This is a genomic window from Fundidesulfovibrio sp. YSD1 (assembly GCF_055397115.1).
In genome coordinates, this window is sequence record NZ_AP043666.1 from 1,229,068 (window position 1) to 1,247,633 (window position 18,566).

An 18,566-nucleotide genomic window follows, 5' to 3' on the forward strand; every position below is an offset into this window, starting at 1 on the left:
TCTATGCCGCGCTCTCGGCGGCCTTGAGCAGGCAGTCGTCCACGGCCTGCCAGAATTCCGGGCACGGGCCGACGGATGTCTCGTCGGAAAGCCCGGCCAGGCACTCCAGGTCCTCGTAGACCAGGCGCAGCCTGACCTTGGCCGGACCCGGATACTTATTAAAGATTTCCTTGAGTCCCGCAAGGGTGCGGCAGTTCTTGGCCTCCACGCGCACCTCCACGGGCTCGTCCTCGGCAGCCACGGCCTCCACGAGCACCCTGGCCGAGGCAACGATGAGCTTGAGCTTGGCCTGGCCGTCGGCCTGCTCGTCGTTCTCCTTGGCGATCTTGCCGGTGATGAGCAGGGGCTGGTCCCCGGCCAGGAGCTCGCGGCACTTGGCGAAGGCCTCGGGGAAGAAGATGGCCTCGCCGTCGGCCGCGATGTCCTCGATGCCGCAGAAGGCCATGCGGTCGCCCTTCTTGGTGATGTGCTCCTTCTTGGTGGTCACGATGGCGGCCACGCGCACCTCGCTCTCGGGCGCGTAGCCCTTGCACTCGGAGAGCGTCTTCACGCCGATGCGCCTGAGGTCTCTCGCGTAAGCCTTGAGCGGGTGGCTGGTGAGGTAGAAGCCGATGGCCTCCTTCTCCTTGGCCATGAGCTCCTCGTGGCCCCACTCGGGCACGCCCGCCTCCTCGCAGTTGAGGCCGATGCCCGTGGTCTTGCTCTTGGGCGCGGGGGCCAGGCTCATGAGCGAGAGCTGGCCGGAGTTTTTCTCCTCCGCGCGCTTCTGGCCCTGGGCCACGGCCTTGTCGAGGCCCGCCAGCAGAGCCGCGCGCGGGGCCTGGAAGGAGTCCATGGCCCCGGCCTTGATGAGGAACTCCAGCACCCGCTTGGTCAGCTTGCGCAGGTTCACGCGCGAGCAGAGGTCGTAGAGGCTCTCGAAGGGGCCGTTCTCCTCGCGCTCGCGCACGAGTTCGTTTATCGCCTCGGTGCCCACGTTCTTCACCCCGGCCAGGCCGTAGACGATCTTCTCCCCGCGCACGCTGAAGTGGCGCATGGAGAGGTTCACGTCCGGCGGAAGCACCTCGATGCCCTTGTCCGAGCAGTCCGAGATGTATTTGAGCACCTTGTCCTGGTTTTCGATGTCGCTCGTGATCAGTGCGGCCATGAAGGCCACGGGGAAGTGCGTCTTGAGATAGGCCGTGTGGTAGGAGATGAGCGCGTAGGCCGCCGAGTGGGACTTGTTGAACCCGTACTCCGCGAACTTCTCCATCAGGTCGAAGATCTCGTTGGCCTGGGCGTCCGGAATGCCCTTCTTCTGCGTGCCCTCCAGGAAGCGCGTGCGCTGCTTGGCCATCTCCTCCGGGATCTTCTTGCCCATGGCCCGCCGCAGAAGGTCGCCCTCGCCCAGGGAGTAGCCCGAGAGCACCTGGGCGATCTGCATCACCTGCTCCTGGTAGACGATGACGCCGTAGGTGGGCTTGAGCACCGGCTCCAGGTCGGGGTGGGGGTATTTGACCTCCACGATGCCGTGCTTGCGGTCGATGAACTCCTGGACCATGCCCGAGCCCAGGGGCCCCGGCCGGTAGAGCGCGAGCATGGCGATGATGTCCTCGAAGCAGTTGGGCTTGAGCTGCCTCAAGTACTTGCGCATGCCGTCGGATTCCACCTGGAAGATGCCGTCGGTGTCCCCGCGCGAGAAGAGTTCGTAGGTGGCCGCGTCGGTCAGCGGCAGGTTGTCCAGGTCGGGCGGCTCGGGGCCCATCTCGCGGATGATCTCCAGGGCGTCCTGGATCACGGTCATGGTCTTGAGGCCCAGGAAGTCGAACTTGACCAGGCCGATCTTCTCCACCCGCTTCATGTCCCACTGGGTGACGATTTCCTGGTTCTTGCCCTGGTAGAGCGGCACGTACTCGGTCATGGGCTTGTCCGAGATGACCACGCCCGCCGCGTGGGTGGAGGCGTGGCGCGAGAGGCCCTCGAGCCTGCGCGAGACGTCGATGAGCCGCGCGACCCTGGGGTCCTGCTCCACCATGACGGCCAGCTCCGGCTCCTTTTCCAGGGCCTTGTCGATGGTCATCTTCAGGTCTTCGGGGATGAGCTTGGCGATGCGGTCGGTCTCGCCGAACTGCATGCCCAGCGCCCGGCCCACGTCGCGCACCACGGCCTTGGCCTTCATGGTGCCGAAGGTGGTGATCTGGGCCACCGAGTCGCGCCCGTACTTCTCCGAGACGTAGCGGATCACCTCCGTGCGCCTGCGTTCGCAGAAGTCCACGTCGATATCGGGCATGGAGATGCGCTCGATGTTCAGGAAGCGCTCGAAGAGCAGGTCGTAGGGCAGCGGGTCCAGGTTGGTGATGCGAAGCGAGTACGCCACCAGCGAGCCAGCCGCCGAGCCGCGCCCCGGCCCCACAGGGATGCCCTGTGATTTCGCCCAGTTGATGAAGTCCTGCACGATGAGGAAGTACCCCGGAAAGTCCATCCGGATGATCACGTCCAGCTCGTACTCCAGGCGCTCCCAGTAGAGCTTCTCGCGCTCGGGGGTCATGCCCTCCATGGCCGCAAGCCTGCGCTTCAGGCCCTCGCGGGCCATCTGGGCCATCTCCTCGGCCAGGGACATGCCCTGGGGCACCTCGTAGACCGGGAAGTGGTAGGTCTTGAGGTCCAGCTCCAGGTCGATGCGGTCCGCGATCTCGCAGGTGTTGGTCACGGCCTCCGGGGTGTCCTTGAAGGCCTCGGCCATCTCCTCGGGGGAGCGGTAGTAGAGCTGTTGCGTGGTGAAGCGCATGCGCTTCACGTCGTCCACCTGGGCCTGGGTCTGGATGCACAGGAGCACGTCGTGGGCCGAGGCGTCGTCGGCGTTCAGGTAGTGGCAGTCGTTGGTGGCCACCAGGGGCAGCTTCATCTCGTGGGCCAGCTCCACCACCAGCTTGTTCAGCTGGGCCTGCTCGGGCAGGTCGTTGGCCTGGATCTCCATGTAGAGCCGGTCCGGGAAGAGCGACATGTACTGGCGCGCCATCTCGCGGCCCGCGTCCATGCCCTCCTTGAGGAGCGCCTGGTGGATCTCGCCCTTCAGGCAGGCGGACAGGGCGATGACGCCCTCGCTGTGGGCCTCGAGCAGGGCCTTGTCCACGCGCGGCTTGTAGTGGAAGCCCGTGAGGTAGCCCTCGGTGGAGAGCTTGAGCAGGTTGCGGAAGCCCGTGGCGTTCTGGGCCAGGAGCACCAGGTGGTAGCCCGCGTCGCGCGGGGAGCGCGCGTTCTTCTCCGCGCGGGAGCCCTTGGCCACGTACAGCTCGCAGCCGACGATGGGCTTGATCCCGGCTTTCTTGCAGTACTCGTAGAAGACCAGGGCGCCGTGCATGTTGCCGTGGTCGGTGATGGCGGCGGCCGGGCAGCCGAACTGCCCCGCGCGCTTGACCAGGTCGCCTATGCGGATGGCCCCGTCCAGCAGGGAATATTCCGTGTGGCAGTGCAGGTGGACGAAATCAGCCATTCGAGGGGCACCGTTCGTGTGTTTGAGGATTGCGTTCGGAGAGGCAAGGCTTGCCCCTAATTCTAGCCCATCCTCGCCGAAATGCAATCGCGGGGCGCGGGCCGGGCTTGATGCGCGCAGGCGTAATTATATGCAAAATTTATTTCAACGAACCTTTTCTTTACGGATTATGCGCAACCATGTATGTTTGGCTTACGATTCCAATTCAGACTTCCTAGGAAGAATATGTCCATGGATGTGCGCGCGACCGGAAGCATCATCATAAGAACGACCAGACAGGGCCACTACCAGTTCCAGTTCCTCAGCGGCGAAGGCGAGTGCCTGCTTTCCGGCGAGCCGAGGGACAGCAGGGACAGGGCCATGGAGGACGCGCGGGCGTTGCGCGGCTGCGTGCCGGACGACGGCAGCTACGCCGTGTCCCGGGACGGCCAGGGGCGGTTCTTCTTCCACTTCATGGGGGACCGGGGCGAAGTGCTGGGCACCAGCGGGCGCTACCCCACCCCGGAAGGGCTCGGCAGGGCCATCGCGGCGCTGAAGGCCGACGCGCCCCAGGCGCTGCTGGTGGACAAGAGCTGACTTGATTCAGGGGCCGGGCGATCCGCCCGGCGCTTTCCCCTCACAGGGCAGACGACGCGTTTTCGCGTACGCCACGCCCTTTCACTCCCTTTCTTTTCTGGACGCGACGCGATTCGCGGATGCGGTCCGCCCGGACAAAGAGCGTTGGCACTGGCCTCGACAAAGTCGAAGGAAAATCCGCAGTTCCTCTGGGCAGAGCTTTTTCACCCCTCCCCTGCTCCATTTCCAGATCGGATCAAATGATCGCCACGAGATGCTGTATCTGCACCTTGTTCACTCACATTGTACGATATTTGTTTTCAAAAGTACAAATAAAGTTGACACCCCGCTTCTAGGCATTATCTGGGGGGGGAGACTGGCAGGGTCAACAACGAATGGTCAACTAAAGGAGAAAGGAATGTCGGGATATTACGAAGTGAAAAAGACAAGTAACGGGCAGTACATGTTCAACCTCAAGGGGGACAACCATGAACCGGTTCTCACGTCCAGTGAGACCTATACGACAAAACAGAGCGCGTTGACCGGCCTCGCATCCGTCAAGACCAACGCGCCGTTCGACAACCGGTACGAAGGTTTCACTGATGTCGCCGGCAAGCACCGTTTCCGCCTGAAAGCGGCGAACGGCGAGATCATCGGGAAAAGCGAAGGGTACGACACCGCCTACAACCGCGACCGGGGTGTCGACTGGGTGAAGACCAACGCTCCCGGCGCACCGGTCTACGACCGCACGGCCTAACAGCAACTCAAGGCCGCGCCGGGCACCCTGCCGTCCGCGCGGCCTTCTTCTTTCGCGCCAACCAACCGCCGGGCACCCATGGATGCCCCGGCGTCAGGAAAACAGTTCCTTTACGGCCCCGGGCGGCCGAAGCCCGCGATCATTGCCTCTGCACTGCCTGCATCGGCGCGGCGTCGCCGTGCGCGCCGGGGCCGCGCACGGCCGTGCCGAAGGCCAGGGCCACCGCGGCCAGGAGCGCGAGCAGGATCAGGAACCTTTTCATGCCGGACTGCGTGGGCTCGTCATGCGTCGAGGTCATTGCGGACGCACCTCCTTTGGCGGGTGGAGCGGGAAACGGGCGGGACGTCCCGGGCGGGAGGCAGGCGCATCTCCTCCACGGCGGCGGCCAGGACCTTGGCCAGCTTGCCGGGGTTGGTGAGCATGGGCAGCGGCCCGGTGGGCAATTCCGCCAGGCGCGCCTTGAAAAGCGCGGCCCTGGCGGCCTGGGCCTTGAAGGCCGGGTCCGGCGCGGCCCCAGAAGGGCTCGTGGTGCGGATGTAGACGCAGGGCAACTCGCGGTCGCGCCTGCCGTAGGGGTACGGGGCCTCCAGGCAGGCCCGGGGGAAAGGTTGCAGGCGCACGGAGAACCAGCGCGCCAGCTCCCGGCATTCGATGCCGAAGCCCTCGGCCGTGGGCGGGGGCAAGAGCCAGTCCGACCCGGTGCGCGCGCCAGCCTTGCCCAGTGCGGAGAGAAACGACGCGCCCCGCTCGGGCACCACGGAGTCCAGGTGGACAACGCCACCCACCTTGCCGCCGTGCCTGTGGGCCACGGCCGCCGCGATCATGCCTCCGTAGCCGTGCCCAACCAGCACCGGGCGCTCCAGGTCCTCGTGGAAAAGGAGCTGGGCCACGTCCTCCACGTGCATGGCCAGGGAGGTCTCGGGCCGCAAGAGGTGGGAGCGCTCCCCGCAACCGGTGAGCGTGGGGCGCGACGCCTCGAGCCCCAGGCGGGACAACGCGCGTGCGGTGCGCCGCCAGATCCAGCCTCCGGTGAAGGCCCCGTGTATGAGGACGAGTTGGCTCATCCCTGCGGGGAAAGCAAGGAGCCTGCCAACAGGCTTTATACGCTATTTCAGGATATTGCGCGTTCGAAAACGCCGTAAGAACTTACAAAATGGTAGGCCTGGGGCCGAAAAATGTAACTCCGCCCGCTCCCGGGCCGGGCCGCGACCCAGGGACCGGCACTGGTGAGGCGTGCTCGAAACAACCGGGGATATGTTCGAAGAATGCCGCGCTAGGGGGCGGCGGGCAGCATCCCGGCCCTGCCCAGGATGATCTTCCGGGCCAGCTTGGCGGGCTGGTAGGAGGTCTCCTTCCACCAGAGCCAGCCCGAGGTGTCCGCGCTCACCGGAATCTCGTAGACCTGGGTCACCGCGCCCTGGTTCAGGTCGTAGTAGCCGCAGGCCACGGCCACGAAACGGGCCTTCTCGCCCCTGTCCAGCACCACGGTCTCGTTGCGCCCGGGCTGCACGGTGACGCGCCTGGCGGCCACGACGCCCGCCACTCCCGCGCCGCCGCAGTCCAGGAGCTTCGACACGCCCGGCGCGCTGGCCGCGAGCTTCCCGAAGTCCTCGGGGTCCTCCAGTTGGTAGATGCACGCGGTGAGCGAATGCGCCGCGCCCTCGTACTCGTTGAGGAAGGGGTCGGAGACGAAGGTTATCTCCAGGGCCTTGGGCGCGAAGGCCCAGTTCATGGTCTCGGGGCTGGACGCCGGGCTTGCGGGCCTTGAAGCCTGCGGGGCATTTGCGGCCTGGCCACCGCCCGCGCAGCCGGAAGCGGCCGCGAGCAGGCAGGACAGCGCCGCGATGAAAAAAGCGTTGCGCATGGGGTGCTCCATCTCCCCGGGGGATGTGTTCGCACGGGCGGGAAAAGTCAAGCGGCGCGCGGGGGCCTCGGCCTGGCCGCCCCGCGCGCGCAAAGCTGGATTCTACGGGGTGCCCTTGATGATGTAGGCCCTCTCGCCGAGCATGTAGAAAACCTTTTCCGGGCGGTCGGCCAGAAAGTCGTCCACGGCCTTGCGCTCGCCCAGGGTCTTGTCGCCCACGTAGTCGTCCAGGTAGACGATGCCGCCGGTGTTCAGCGAGTCGAACTTGGCCTCCAGGATGGCCTTGCTCGGCCGCCAGAGGTCCACGTCGATGCGCAGGTAGCAGGCAGGGGCGGCCGCGTAGTTGAGGACCGTCTCGCAGATGTCCCCCGGCACGTAGACGAAACGCCCGCTCTTGTCCCAGGGGGCCAGGGTGGACTTGATGAGGTCCAGCGAGGTGTCCGCGAAGTCGCCCTTCTTGTAGAAGTTGTCGTACTCCGGGTCGGAGTGCGGCATGCCGCTGAAGGTGTCGAACAGGTGGATGCGCTTGTCCACGCCGGTCTGCTCGATCATCTCCGCCAGCATGGAGGCGGAGTAGCCCCTGTGGCAGCCGAACTCGAAGCAGTCGCCGGGCACGAGAAGCGCCTGGCGAAGGAGCTGGTACACTCCGTAGGTCTTGTGGCCGCGCCAGAAGGCGTCGTCCCAGGGGGTCTTCTCCACCAGGGCGGCCAGGAGGGCGTTGAAGCGCGCGTCGTCTCTCAGCGGATCGTACTTGCCGGTGGTCATGGTGCTCACTCTCGTGTTGTCGTTGTCGTGTGCGATACCGCCAGTGCGTCCAGGTCCGCAAGCCAGGCGTCCACCAGGGGAAGCTCGGCCCCGGGGATGATCCCCTCGCTGGCCAGGGCCTCGTAGCAGCGCCGCAGGTTGCCCCCGGCCTGGTCCGCCCCGCCGGGCAGGTCGAGCGCTTGCAGCACGGCGGCGATGCGGCCGTTGTGCATGTGCCCGGCCACCTCGTCCGCGAAATCCTTGCGCAGGTCGTGGAGGTTGCGCTCCTGGACCACGTCCGCCCCGTGGAACACCAGCTCCCGGCCCATGGCCCACAGGCAGCGCTGGGCCACGAAGGAGCGCCAGATGTCGGTCATCCTGAACCCGCAGTGGCTGGGCAGGTAGAGGAGCGGATAGGCCTCGGGCCACCACCAGGTGTTCTGGCTGTTGAACGGGCACCAGAGCCCGGGGGCCAGGCGCAGGGACGGCTTTTGGTCGAAGGCCGTGTCCTGGCCGTAGAGCATCCGCCAGATGGCGTCCACGTCGGGCGAGCCGTCGGCCAAGCCCTGCTGCACGGGCGATACGCCGGCGAGGGGCCGCCCGTCCGGCTCGGGGGCCAGGCGCGCGGCTTCCAGGGGCAGGCCGCGCGGCCAGACGTGGCCGCCGCCGAAATGCGCGTACACGTTCACCCAGCCCTGGCCCCGGCAGGCCAACGCCCGCGCGTCCAGGGTCCTGGGCGCCCAGCCCGGGGCCGGGCGGTTGTCGTCGTCGGTCTCGTAGAGGAAGGCCGCCCCGGAGCGGATGGCCTCCAGGTAGCCCAGGTTCTTGCGCGTGTAGTGGTTCTCGGGCAGCAGCGCGGCCAGGGCGAAGCCCGAGGCCTTCTGCTCGTCGAGGGGGAAGAACCGGGCTCCGGGGATGTCGAAGCGCTCCGGGCCCCTCCTGTCGCCCGCGGCCAGGAGCGTCATGCCCTGGGCGTGAAGCGTCCCGGCCAGCGCGGCCACGCACGCGGTAGGGGCCTGGATGGTGGTGATCACGCACCAACCTTGCCCGTGGTCGTTTGCTTGCGTCATGTTCTACCGGCTTTCCTTTTCGGAGGATGTTTCCGCCGTCCATCGCCTCGCGGTCGGGCAGCGCGCCGCCAGGTGCTCGAGGTCCGCGCCCAGCCTGGCGCGCAGCAGCGCGAGCTTTTCCGGGCCGAGGGCCTCGCGCGCGGCGAACGCGTCCAGGCTCTCGCGCAAAAGCGCCACGCTTCGCCGGTCCGCGTGGGCCACGGGCAGGCGGATGAGTATCTCGCGCGCTCCCCTGACCTCTTTCTCGCCGGGCCTTCGCCCGAGCAGGCCTTGCAGGGCCTGCCCGATGACGCGCAGCGCGCAGGCGTCCTGCTCTGCCGCGCGGCCCCCGCTGACGCTCGCTTCGTGGATGCGGTAGAGCAGCACCGGGTCCTTGCCCTGGGCCACGGGGGCCACGGCCGCGAGCCTGCGGAAGAGGTCGAAGTCCTGGGCGCAGGGCAGCGACTCGTCGTAGCCGCCGACTTCGCGCAGAAGTTCCGTGCGCATCATGGCCGCCGGGTGCCAGAAGGGGTTGATGAAGTGCATGAGCCAGCGCAGAAGTGCTTCGTCCGTGGGGTGGCGCTCCCGGAAGACCACGTTGCCGTGGGCGTCGATGCAGTCCGCCTGCCCGCCCAGAAGGCCCACGCCCGGGTTTTCGCGCATGAAACGCGCCTGCTCGCCCAGCCGGTGCGCCAAGCAGACGTCGTCGGCGTCCATGCGCGCCACCAGGGGAGCCCGGGCCAGGCCCAGGCCCAGGTTCAGCGAGCGGGTCAGGCCCAGGTTCACTTCGTTTCGCCGGTAGACCACGCGCGGGTCGCGCAACCGCTCCACCTCTCCCCGGATGTCGTCCGCCGAGGCGTCGTCAATGAGCACGAGCTCGAAATCCCCGAAGTCCTGGGCGAGGACGCTCCCGAGCGCCTGCCGGAAGTAGTCCCCACCGGCGTGCGCGCTCATGAGCACGGTGACGGCCGGGGTCATGCGGGCTCCTCCCCGAAGGGCGCGTGCAGCAGGCGATTCCGGGCCTCGGCGCTCCAGAGCTGGTCGAAGAGATAGACCGCACGGCGCTTTGCCGGAATCTCGCGCATCAGGGCCAGGAAATGCCTGTAGTCCTCGGGGTCCCAGACCGAGGCGACCAGCACGGCCAGGTCGTAGGGCGAGGCGAACACGCCGGGCGTCAGCTCCCGGGCGCGCGCGGTGTGGCTGTAGCGCCCGCTGCCGTAGCCGTGGCAGGCGGACACCCCGGGCAGGGACCGGAAATGCGCAAGCGACTCCTCCCCGCAGAGCACCTCCACCCGCCAGCCAAGGCCCGCAAGAAGCTCGACAGCCCGGTCGGCCGCCACCAGCGGCCCGGCCCTGACCACCAGCGCGCGCCCGGGCACGGCTGGCGCTGGCTTCAGCAGGTGCTCAAGCGGCGCGAGGGCTGGCGTGATTTCGTCCGCTCTTTCGAGCAGGCTCAAGGCCTCCTCGCGCCTGCCCATGGCGTAGAGCGTGGCCACGCGCTCGCGCAGGAGCCACCCGGGCGCGTCCTGCCCGCGCGCGGCCTCGGCCGCGTCGAGCCTGGAGAGCGCACCCTCCCCCTGCCCCAGCGAGCGCAGGATGGCCACACCGGCCCGGAGCGCCCTGCCACCGGCCGAGGCCTCGTGCGGGGCAAGCGCCTCCAGGGCCGGGCCGGGCTCTCCCGCCTGGGCCAGCAGCCCGGCGAGCTCAACCGCCGAATCCTCGTCCAAGGCCCCTCCCCTGACCGCCTGCCCGGCCACGGCGAGGGCCTCATCCCGCTTTCCGCCGCGCAAAAGCGCGCGGGCCAAGGCAACGTCAGCCTCACCGGACGGCAGAGCCGCCAGGGCCAGCCGGGCGAGGTGCCCGGCCCTCGCCGCGTCGCCCGCGTCCGCCAGGAGCCCCGAGAGCTCGACAAACTTGCCCGCCAGGCTCGCCCTGCACAGCCGCCAGGGCGCGCCCGAAAGGGTGTGCCCGCCAGCGTCCAGGGCGATGTCCAGAAGCTCCCGCGCCACCTCGCCAGGAAGGAGCGCCAGGTTGCAGGCGAGGATGGAAAACGTGTCGTGGTCCGTCGCGAGCCCGGGCAGGGCGCGCCTGAGGATCGCCCCGGCTTGCGCCGGTTCCAGGGACAAGAGCTCCAGGAGCGCGCGCTGCTGGCGCTGCGTCACGGGCTCTTCCAAAAGCCGCGCCAACTCCTCGGGTGAGGCGGGTGCGTACTGCCCGGCGGGCTCGGACCACGAGGCCGGGACGCGCACACGCGGGCCGTCTCCCTCGCCGCGTAGCGCCGCCAGCACGGCGTGCGCCGTGCGATCGAGCATGCCCGGGGCCAGGTGCTCGAGGTCGCGCCGCACGTCGAATTCCAGGCCCTGCCCGCAGCGCGCGGGCCCGGGCACGAAGGCCCGGGAGACGTCGTCCTGGCTTTGGCGCTCGCTCCAGGCGTCAACGGCGACCATGTCCATGTCCACCAGGCGGATCATGGGGTCGGCCGATGCATGGGCCTGCACGGCCTGCCTTGCGCGCTGCCCGAAGCGCTCCCACCCTGCCAGCATGCACGCCGGGGGCGGCGAGAAGAAGTTGTGGTGCGTGAGCCTCAGGATCACCACCACCGGGCAGCGCAGCTTCTCACGCAGCGCCAGGGTGAACTCCGCGAAGCGCTCCGGGTAGGAGTCCGGGTCGAACTCCAGCGGAGCGCACCTTTCCTGGAGCCAGGCCCGCACCGGGGAGAACTCCGAGCGCAGTTGCGAGCAGTCCAGCACGTTGTAGACCGCGCCGGTCGCCCGGTCCTCGAGGGCCGGGGATTCGTGGAACATGTTCACAACGACGGCCTCGGGGGCCAGGGCCTCGAGGTCGCCCAGGCTCGGGTGCGAGGTGACGATGCCGCTCTTTTCAAGCGCCGACGCGCAGTCGCGGCCGTGGGCGGCCACGAGCGCCTCGCGCGCGGCCGCGAAGCCCGGCCCGCCGAAAAGCGCGGGAGTGCGCCAGAGCAGCCACTTGACGCCAAGCCCCGCGAACACGGGCTCCTTGGCCAGGCCCTGGACCTGGCAGTTGCCCAGGAAGGCGATCACTTCCCCGCCCCTTTGGCGGCCAGGGCGCGGTAGACCTCCACCGTGGCGGCCACGGATTTCTCCCAGGTGAACCCGGCGGCCCGCTCCCTGCCCCTGGCGATCATGGAGGCGCGAAGCTCCCTGTCCTCCAGGAGCCGTTCCATGACGTGCGCCATAGCCTCGGTGTCCGTGGGGTCGAAGAGCAGGGCCGCGTCCCCGGCCACCTCCGGGATGCTCGACGTGTCGGACGCCGCCACCGGGCACTCGCAGGCCATGGCTTCCAGGAGCGGGATGCCGAAGCCCTCGTAGAGCGAGGGGTACACCAGGGCCACTGCGTTGCGGTAGAGCGCAGCCAGCCGCCCGTCCGGCACGCAGCCCTCCACGCGCGCGGCCCCTTGCAGCCCGAGTTCCAGGATCAGCCGCTTCTCGGCCTCGCCGAAGGGGGCGCCCGTGAAGCGCAGCTCCACGTCGGGCCATTTCGAGCGCAGGGCCGCGAAGGCTCCGAGCAGCCTGGGCACGTTCTTGTAGCAGTAGCGGTGGCCCACGTAGAGGAAATACGGCCGCTCGCGCAGGTCGGGCGCGTCCCCGGCCATGTCCGCGCGCAGGTCCGAGGCGTGGTGCACCACGCTGATGCGCTCGCCTGGCACGCCGAAAATCTCCATCACGTCCTTTTTCGTGTTGTGCGAGACGCAGATCACGTGGTCCGCGTGCGGGATCAGGGCCTTCTTCCAGGCCCGCTGCTCCCCGCCCGGATCGGCCAATTCCGGATAGAGCTCGTGCAGGGCGTCGTGCACGGTGAGCGCGACTGGCGCGCCCGAGCGCAGGACGCTGCCCCCGTGGCAGAGCGTCTCGAAGTACGTGGGGTGGAACACGTCGCAGTCCACCCGTTCGACGCATCCGGGCCCGCTCCTGGGAGTGTCCAGCACCGTGAGGCGCGGATTCGACGGGAAATTGACGTCGCGGCGGCGCTCCACGGTGAGCACGGGGAGCACGTCCTCCGGGAGGCCGTCGATGATCCGCGCGAAGTAGCGGTTCACGCCCCCCAGGGCCTGGCGCGACCAGATCACGCCGTCGTACCAGACCCTCATTCCCGCCCGGCCTTCTCGAGGATGCAGAACCTGCCCGCGTACCCGCGCGGCAACGTGAAACCGTAGCGCCCGGGCCGCGCGGCCAAAAATTCGTCCACGGCGGTCTTGGCCCCGGCGGAGAAGAACCCGTAGTCGTCCACCAGCACGCGCCCGCCCGGCGCGAGCACACCGTCCAGGAAGCCCAGGGCCAGGGAGATGGGCGCGTAGAAGTCGAAATCCACGTAGGCGAGGCAGACCTTTTCCGGCATGGCCGCCTTGCCCAGCACGTCCTCGATGAAGCCCTCCACGATGACGGCGCGCTCCTCGGGGAAGGCCACATCCTTCAGGCGCTTGCGCACCTCCGTGACCGGGCAGGACATCTCGCCCTCGTAGCGCTCCATGCTGCCCAGGTTGAAGATGTCGTCGATGAGCACGTCCTTGTCCGTGGGCCTGGGCAGGCCCTTGAAGGAGTCGAACAGCCACAGGCGCTTGTCCGTGGCCATGATCTCGTGAGCCAGGAGCGCGGACGTGGCCCCCTGGCAGACGCCGAACTCGCAGACGTCGCCCTCCAGGTGGAGGCTTTTGTGCAGCGCGTCCAGCAGGTAGAGGGCCTCGGCCGTGCCCGTGCCCATGAGCCTGGCGATGAGGGGGGGCCTCCCCTCGGACGGAGGCAGGCCCGGAAGCTCGTGAAGCCTTGCGGCCTCGTAGAATTCCCTGACCGTGTCCACGTATCTGCCCCAGTAGTAGTCGTCCATGCGTGTTCCTTGAAGATGTGTCGGCCGCCCGGCGCTCGAGGCGCGGCGGGGTTTCTCGTGCGCTAGCGCCTGCAAGCCCAGCGCCAGAGCCTGTCCCAGGTGTCCAGGAATGCCCCGGAAAGCACCTCGAAGCCCCCGGCGCGCGTGTCGCTCGCCGCGAGCCAGCCCATGTCCGGCGAGCGCAGGTCCGGCTGGGCCTCGATCACGCCCCTGCCCCAGCGGGCCAGCGGCTCGCCGCCCAGCCCCCAGACGTCCAGCTCCCGGGCCGGAGGGTCGAAAGCCGAGGCCCCGAGGATCAGCGTGGGGATGTCGTTGGCCAGTGCCTCGCACAGGAGCATGTCCGAGAGGTTGTTGTGGATGGTGACGAAAAGCCGCGTCCTGGCCAGGACGGCGAGGAAATCCTCGCGCGTGGGCGCGGGCGGGACCAGGTTGTCGCGCACCGCGAGCGCGCCCACCGGCCCCGAGAGCCCGAAGCGCTTGGCGCGCAGGCCCTCCATGGCCTCGAGGTAGGGCTCTATGGGCGTGAACGACGTGAGGAAATATTTGACCGCCACCTCGGCGGCCTCGCAGGCCCGGGCGTGGCGGCCGCCGAACCAGTCCAGCAGGGCCAGGGTCTGGAGCTGGCAGGAGAGGGGCTCCCACTTGTGCACGTCGAGCATGACCACGTCGCGCACCGGCGCGGGCTCCACCCGGGCCGGGTGGTTGCAGTAGGGCACGGTGAGCGAGAAGACCGGGTCCGGCGGGAGGTCGCGCACGGCCCGGCAGGCCAGGGGCCGCCCGGCGAGGTGCTGCCTGACCGCGGGCAGCAGCGAATCCGGGTTGTCCATGTCCAGGACGATTGGCACGCCTTCGGGGATGGCCCGCATGGCCAGGCAGCGCTCCATGTGGATGGCCGGGCTGTCCGTGTGCTTGAACGGGGCCCAGGCCAGTGCGGTCTCGCGCCACGCGGGCTCGCCCATGGCCGCCAGGCCCTCGAGCCCCACGGCCGTGACCGTCAGGCCTGCGCCTTCGGCCCAGCGCCGCACGGACTCGAAACGCTGGAAATCAGCGTAGTGCTCGGGCTCGCGCACGCACAGGACGCGTGAGCCCTTCGCGCCCTCAGCGCCCATCGCCGCCCTCCTTTTCGCCCTCCGCCAAACGGTCCAGCACGGCCGCGTCCAGCGGGGCCACGGCGTCCAGGCTGAAGCGCTCCCTGGCGAACCGGGCCGCGAGCCTGCCGCGCCGGGCGAGCTCTTCGGGGGACGACAGGGCCTGCTCGAGAGCCTGCCTGATCTCCCCGGACGAGCGTCCGCAGAGCCAGCCCCCGCCGCTCTCCTCGATCAAATCCGTGACGCCCGGGGCATCCGCCGCGAGCACGGGCCTGCCGAGGAACATGGCCTCCAGAATCGTCTTGGGGTGGCCCTCGAAGTGCGAGGGCTGCGCGTAGAGCCTGGCCGAGCTCATGCAGCCGGCAAGACGCTCGTGGGGCACCCGCGCCTCCCAGCGCACGCGCGGCCCAAGGGCGCCCGCCCGCTCGCGCACCTCGTCGCGCAATTCGCCGTCGCCCACCAGCAGGCAGGAGAGGTTCAGGCCCTCCAGGGCCTCCAGGAGGGCCAGGACGTTCTTCTGCGGGGCAAGCCTGCCCACGAAGCAGACGTCGAACTCCGGTTCGCGCCCGTGTTCGACGAAAAACTCGGGGGAGACGTAATTGGGCACCACCTCCACCCTGGCCCCGGGCACGCGGGAGAGCACGTCCCGGGCCATGTCCCGGGTGGCCACCACCACGGCCCCGGCCCGGGAGAACACCTGGGCCTCCACAGCCAGCGCCTCTCGGGCCTCGCGGGAATCCCGGCCGTGCATGCGCGCCGCGAAATCCGAGAGCAGATAGCCGCAGCGAGCGGCCAGGGGCTTGCCGAGGGCGCGCGCCGCGTCCAGGGCCTCGCGCGATCCCGAGACCTGGTTGGTCTTGAACACGTCCACCCGGGAGAGCTCACGGGCGTGAATGCCCGCGAGGTTCGCGGCGTAGTCGTCCAGGGGCAGGCCTCCCTCGTTGCAGCAGACCACGGCCCCGGGCAGCACGCGCTCCGCGATTTCCCTTTCCCCGGGTCCGCCGTAGGTGACGAGCGCCACCCGCCGCCCGGCCTCCAGGTGCCTGCGGTAGAGCGCGGTCTCGCGGCTGAGCATGCCGGCCGCGTCCCACCCGGCCAGGGACATGCCCCGGGTGAAGAAGAGGGCCATGGACGCCCGGCTGCTCACGGGGCGTCCCCCTGCGCGGGGTCCAGCACCTGCCTGCACATGAGCTCGAACGTGGCCACGGCGCACAGGCTGTAGGAGACGTTTCGCCGCTCCTGGTAGGGCAATTCGCGCGCGGCCCAGGGCACCCTGGCCACCATTTCGCACACGTAGGGCCGCGAGAAGATTCCCCTGGCTTCCAGCACGTCGCTGTCCAGCAGGTTTTCGAGCCAGCCCATGCCGTGGTTCAGAACCCACCTGGGGTAGTCGCGCCCGGGCTCGGTGGGCATGGGGTCGTCGCGGCGGTCGCGCAAATGCGCGGGCGGGTCGGGCAGGAGCGTGGGGCATTTGCAGCTCACCTGCCAGGGCACGGCCCGGAGCTCCGGGAGCATGGCGTCCAGGAGCCCGATCTGGAGTTTGCGCTGCGTGCGCACGCCGGTGGGCAGAGAGAACAGGAAGTCCATGAGCGCGTAGTCCATGAAGGGCGAGCGGTCCTCGAAGAACTCGCGCTCCATGGCGATCATGTAGGCGAACATCTTCTTGTAGCGGTTGCCCAGGGTGAAGGCGTCGCCGGTGATGTCCGGGCGAAGCCCGGCGTAGCGGGAATACTCCGCCTCGAAGGAGGCCTCGGCCGCCCAGGACATCTCCCGCCTGACCCCGGGGGTCAGCAGGTGGAAGCGCTCCATGGGAGAGCGCAGTACGTTGCCCAGGGAATTGACGTAGCCCTTGTAGAGCATCTCGCAGGCCTGCGCGGGGGTCCTTGCCGCGAGCATGGCCGTGTTGGTGGTGTCGCCCCCGTAGAAGGAGCCCCCGCCGTAGCCGCTAAGGTGCACGTCCATGTGGCCGGACGCGGCCTCGTAGGTGTGCACCCCGTGGGAGTGCAGGATGTTCACGAAGGATTCGGTGCGCCCCACGAACGTCCCGGCCATGTCGAAGAGCCAGGAGGAGTCGTCCATGGGGAAGGGGTGATGGGCTGAACCCAGCATCCGGGCCAGCTCCTCGCCCCAGACCATGTCCCGGCAGCCCTGGAGCCCGTAGGTGAAGGACGGGAAGCCCGGCTGGACGCGGGCCAGGAAGCCGCCGATGGCCCGGCTGTCCAGGCCGCTGGTCATGTACACGCCCGCGCGCGCGCCGTCGGCGCAGAGGCGCTCCACGGCCCTGGCGAAAAGCTCGCCCGCGCCGGTCACGGCCTGGTCGAAGGGCAGGTCGTGCCGGGGCTCGCTGGAAGCCAGGCTCCAGTACTCGCCCACGTCCGCCGCCCGGTCCCCGGCCTTGAAGCGAAGCCGCCCCGCGTTGGGCAGAAGCCGCACCCCGTCCAGAAGCGTCTTCTCGCCGAGGATGTGCTCGAAACTCAGCCAGTCCGCCAGGGCCGTCCAGTCGATGCCGTGGCCGCGCTCGGGCCAGGCCCGGGTGAACGCGGCCAGGGTGCTGGCCAGGAAGATCGCGCCTTCCTGCACGCGGTAGGCCAGGGGACGCAGGCCGAAGCGGTCCGTGAAGGCGTGGACCTCGTTGGCCTTCCGGTCCAGCACGACCACCGCGAAGGCCCCTTCCATCTCGGCCGCGAAGCCCGGGCCGAGCTCCCGGTAGAGTTCGCCCACGGCGGCCGCGCCGCGCGCCAGGGGCGCTCCCCCGAGCACCTTGCGCGCGTGCGCCCCCGCGCCAGGGGCCGGGCCGTAGCACTCGCCGTCCATGGCCACCACGAGCCCCGAGGCCTCGTCCGCCCAGACGTCCGCGCCGGGCAGGCGGCCCCGGCGGCAGACCGCGCGCGCGCCGCCGTTGGCCGCGTCCACGCGAAGCACCGTTCCCCGGCCCAGGCGGTCCATGGCCCGGGCCGCCCCGTCAAGCCTCGCGGCTGCCCGGGGATCGGGTCCTGGGCCGAAAAGCGCGGCGATTGCTGGCATCAGCGTTCCTCCTTGAGGGCCAGGTCCAGGATGCGCCTGGCCCTGAGTTCCCAGTCGTAGTGCGCCACCTCGGCGCGGGCCGCGCGGGCCAGGCGCTCGCCCATCTCCCTGTCGGCCATGAGCGCGCGCACGGCCCGCGCCAGGGCCTCGGCGTCGCCCGAGGGCGCGAGCAGGCAGTTCTCCCCGTGGCGCATCAGAAAGCGCAGGCAGGGCATGTCCGTGGCAACGATGGGCCTGGCCGCGCCCATGTACTCGAAGAGCTTGAGCGGCGAGCAGCGGTCCGCGTGGTGGGCGTCCAGGCTGTACTGCATGAGCAGCGCGTCCGCGGCCATCTGGTGGGCCGCCACGCGGGGATGGTCGAGAAATCCCGTGAATTCCGCGTTGTCGATGCCGCGCGCGCTCTCTCGGCAGCGCGCCACGTCCTCGGGCCAGCCTCCGGCGAACACGAAGCGCGCTTCCGGAACCAGGCGCGCGGCCGCGAAGGCCGTCTCCATGCCGCGCTCGGCCAGCAGGTGCCCGGTGTAGACCACCGTGAAGCGGTCGTCCCAGCCGAGGCTCGCGCGCAGGGCCTGGCGGTCCGCCCCTTCGGGGTACTGGCCCAGGTCCACGCCGTCCTGCTCCACCACTATCCTGTCCCCGGGCAGCCCGGCAGCCATGTGGTCGCGCGCCAGGCTGTCGGCCACCACCACCACGGCCTTCAGGTGCGGCGAGGCGAACCTGGCCGTGTGCGGGTGCACGTGCGGGAAGTAGCTCCAGGGAGCGTGGCTCTCGAAGATGGTGTCGATGCCCAGGGCGATGGCCGTGAGCGCGGTCTCGGGCCGCCGGGTGACGACAAGCTCCGCGCCCTGCCAGGAGGCGTACTGGGCGGCCAGGTGGTAGAACCAGGCGGGGGGGCGGTAGTCGTGCTCGAAGAGCCCGTGGCCGCGCCCGGGCAGAAGCGGCAGGTAGTCCACCTCGAGGGGCCTGGAGAGCCCGTAGAGGGCCTGAAGATCCGGCGGGGCGCCCTCGAAGAGCGCCTCTGTCCCGGTCAGGGCCACCATGCGCATCTCCGGGAGCCAGCGGCTGAAGGCGCAGCACATCTTGGCGATCTGGATGGTGTTCGCCGCGATGGAGGGAAAATTCCCGGCTGAAAGGTAGAAGGCGCGCATCCGGT

Annotated in this window: 16 protein-coding genes; 2 read left to right on the forward strand and 14 right to left on the reverse strand. The window is 69.2% G+C overall.

Annotation, left to right across the window (positions count from 1 at the left end):
• Position 1: 1 nt before the first annotated feature.
• Positions 2–3,472, reverse strand: a complete 3,471-nt coding sequence (gene dnaE, locus ACZ5V4_RS05800) for a DNA polymerase III subunit alpha (RefSeq protein ID WP_464317229.1) — start codon at positions 3,470–3,472, stop codon at positions 2–4.
• A 231-nt stretch (positions 3,473–3,703) separates the two neighbouring features.
• On the opposite strand from dnaE, the gene ACZ5V4_RS05805 reads away from it, so the two are divergent.
• Together ACZ5V4_RS05805 and ACZ5V4_RS05810 are read left to right on the forward strand one after the other, a co-directional pair.
• The gene (locus ACZ5V4_RS05805; RefSeq protein ID WP_464317230.1) at positions 3,704–4,048 is read left to right on the forward strand and encodes a YegP family protein; all 345 of its coding nucleotides are present in this window, start codon (positions 3,704–3,706) and stop codon (positions 4,046–4,048) included.
• 397 nt (positions 4,049–4,445) lie between these two features.
• Positions 4,446–4,784: a YegP family protein gene (locus ACZ5V4_RS05810; RefSeq protein WP_464317231.1), complete on the forward strand. Its 339-nt coding sequence runs from the start codon at positions 4,446–4,448 to the stop codon at positions 4,782–4,784.
• A gap of 139 nt (positions 4,785–4,923) precedes the next feature.
• Here ACZ5V4_RS05810 and ACZ5V4_RS05815 read toward each other — a convergent pair whose 3' ends face one another.
• The 13 genes from ACZ5V4_RS05815 to ACZ5V4_RS05875 all read right to left on the reverse strand — a co-directional run bounded on the left by ACZ5V4_RS05815 (position 4,924) and on the right by ACZ5V4_RS05875 (position 18,561).
• Complete coding sequence (locus ACZ5V4_RS05815; RefSeq protein ID WP_464317232.1) at positions 4,924–5,082, reverse strand: hypothetical protein; 159 nt, start codon at positions 5,080–5,082, stop codon at positions 4,924–4,926.
• Entirely contained in the window at positions 5,066–5,848 is a 783-nt protein-coding gene (locus ACZ5V4_RS05820; RefSeq protein WP_464317233.1) for an alpha/beta hydrolase, read from the reverse strand. Before ACZ5V4_RS05820 ends, ACZ5V4_RS05815 begins: the two co-directional genes overlap by 17 nt.
• A 209-nt stretch (positions 5,849–6,057) precedes the next feature.
• On the reverse strand, positions 6,058–6,648 hold the full coding sequence (locus ACZ5V4_RS05825; protein WP_464317234.1) for a type VI secretion lipoprotein TssJ: 591 nt from the start codon (positions 6,646–6,648) through the stop codon (positions 6,058–6,060).
• A 102-nt stretch (positions 6,649–6,750) separates the two neighbouring features.
• On the reverse strand, positions 6,751–7,413 hold the full coding sequence (locus ACZ5V4_RS05830) for a TylF/MycF/NovP-related O-methyltransferase (RefSeq protein ID WP_464317813.1): 663 nt from the start codon (positions 7,411–7,413) through the stop codon (positions 6,751–6,753).
• Between the two features lie 5 nt (positions 7,414–7,418).
• The gene (locus ACZ5V4_RS05835; protein WP_464317235.1) at positions 7,419–8,462 is read right to left on the reverse strand and encodes an STELLO glycosyltransferase family protein; all 1,044 of its coding nucleotides are present in this window, start codon (positions 8,460–8,462) and stop codon (positions 7,419–7,421) included.
• 3 nt (positions 8,463–8,465) lie between these two features.
• Positions 8,466–9,419, reverse strand: coding sequence for a glycosyltransferase (locus tag ACZ5V4_RS05840; RefSeq protein WP_464317236.1), 954 nt, complete (start codon positions 9,417–9,419; stop codon positions 8,466–8,468).
• Positions 9,416–11,500: a tetratricopeptide repeat protein gene (locus tag ACZ5V4_RS05845; protein WP_464317237.1), complete on the reverse strand. Its 2,085-nt coding sequence runs from the start codon at positions 11,498–11,500 to the stop codon at positions 9,416–9,418. Before ACZ5V4_RS05845 ends, ACZ5V4_RS05840 begins: the two co-directional genes overlap by 4 nt.
• Positions 11,497–12,567 (reverse strand): glycosyltransferase family 4 protein, encoded by a 1,071-nt coding sequence (locus tag ACZ5V4_RS05850; RefSeq protein ID WP_464317238.1) that lies wholly within the window; start codon positions 12,565–12,567, stop codon positions 11,497–11,499. The genes ACZ5V4_RS05845 and ACZ5V4_RS05850 overlap by 4 nt, the downstream gene beginning before the upstream one ends.
• Positions 12,564–13,301, reverse strand: coding sequence for a TylF/MycF/NovP-related O-methyltransferase (locus ACZ5V4_RS05855; protein WP_464317239.1), 738 nt, complete (start codon positions 13,299–13,301; stop codon positions 12,564–12,566). Before ACZ5V4_RS05855 ends, ACZ5V4_RS05850 begins: the two co-directional genes overlap by 4 nt.
• A 62-nt stretch (positions 13,302–13,363) precedes the next feature.
• Positions 13,364–14,410, reverse strand: a complete 1,047-nt coding sequence (locus ACZ5V4_RS05860; protein ID WP_464317240.1) for a hypothetical protein — start codon at positions 14,408–14,410, stop codon at positions 13,364–13,366.
• On the reverse strand, positions 14,400–15,536 hold the full coding sequence (locus tag ACZ5V4_RS05865; protein ID WP_464317241.1) for a glycosyltransferase family 4 protein: 1,137 nt from the start codon (positions 15,534–15,536) through the stop codon (positions 14,400–14,402). The genes ACZ5V4_RS05860 and ACZ5V4_RS05865 overlap by 11 nt, the downstream gene beginning before the upstream one ends.
• Entirely contained in the window at positions 15,533–17,413 is a 1,881-nt protein-coding gene (locus ACZ5V4_RS05870) for an asparagine synthase-related protein (protein WP_464317242.1), read from the reverse strand. The genes ACZ5V4_RS05865 and ACZ5V4_RS05870 overlap by 4 nt, the downstream gene beginning before the upstream one ends.
• Positions 17,413–18,561, reverse strand: a complete 1,149-nt coding sequence (locus ACZ5V4_RS05875) for a glycosyltransferase (protein ID WP_464317243.1) — start codon at positions 18,559–18,561, stop codon at positions 17,413–17,415. The genes ACZ5V4_RS05870 and ACZ5V4_RS05875 overlap by 1 nt, the downstream gene beginning before the upstream one ends.
• Positions 18,562–18,566 lie beyond the last annotated feature (5 nt).

Bases quoted from the DNA above. Each gene is read 5' to 3' on its own strand.
- ACZ5V4_RS05835 (WP_464317235.1), bottom strand. From the start codon at position 8,462: ATGACGCAAGCAAACGACCACGGGCAAGGTTGGTGCGTGATCACCACC.
- ACZ5V4_RS05860 (WP_464317240.1), bottom strand. From the start codon at position 14,410: ATGGGCGCTGAGGGCGCGAAGGGCTCACGCGTCCTGTGCGTGCGCGAG.
- ACZ5V4_RS05875 (WP_464317243.1), bottom strand. From the start codon at position 18,561: ATGCGCGCCTTCTACCTTTCAGCCGGGAATTTTCCCTCCATCGCGGCG.
- ACZ5V4_RS05820 (WP_464317233.1), bottom strand. From the start codon at position 5,848: ATGAGCCAACTCGTCCTCATACACGGGGCCTTCACCGGAGGCTGGATC.
- ACZ5V4_RS05850 (WP_464317238.1), bottom strand. From the start codon at position 12,567: ATGAGGGTCTGGTACGACGGCGTGATCTGGTCGCGCCAGGCCCTGGGG.
- ACZ5V4_RS05810 (WP_464317231.1), top strand. From the start codon at position 4,446: ATGTCGGGATATTACGAAGTGAAAAAGACAAGTAACGGGCAGTACATG.
- dnaE (WP_464317229.1), bottom strand. From the start codon at position 3,472: ATGGCTGATTTCGTCCACCTGCACTGCCACACGGAATATTCCCTGCTG.
- ACZ5V4_RS05870 (WP_464317242.1), bottom strand. From the start codon at position 17,413: ATGCCAGCAATCGCCGCGCTTTTCGGCCCAGGACCCGATCCCCGGGCA.
- ACZ5V4_RS05805 (WP_464317230.1), top strand. From the start codon at position 3,704: ATGGATGTGCGCGCGACCGGAAGCATCATCATAAGAACGACCAGACAG.
- ACZ5V4_RS05825 (WP_464317234.1), bottom strand. From the start codon at position 6,648: ATGCGCAACGCTTTTTTCATCGCGGCGCTGTCCTGCCTGCTCGCGGCC.
- ACZ5V4_RS05840 (WP_464317236.1), bottom strand. From the start codon at position 9,419: ATGACCCCGGCCGTCACCGTGCTCATGAGCGCGCACGCCGGTGGGGAC.
- ACZ5V4_RS05855 (WP_464317239.1), bottom strand. From the start codon at position 13,301: ATGGACGACTACTACTGGGGCAGATACGTGGACACGGTCAGGGAATTC.
- ACZ5V4_RS05815 (WP_464317232.1), bottom strand. From the start codon at position 5,082: ATGACCTCGACGCATGACGAGCCCACGCAGTCCGGCATGAAAAGGTTC.
- ACZ5V4_RS05830 (WP_464317813.1), bottom strand. From the start codon at position 7,413: ATGACCACCGGCAAGTACGATCCGCTGAGAGACGACGCGCGCTTCAAC.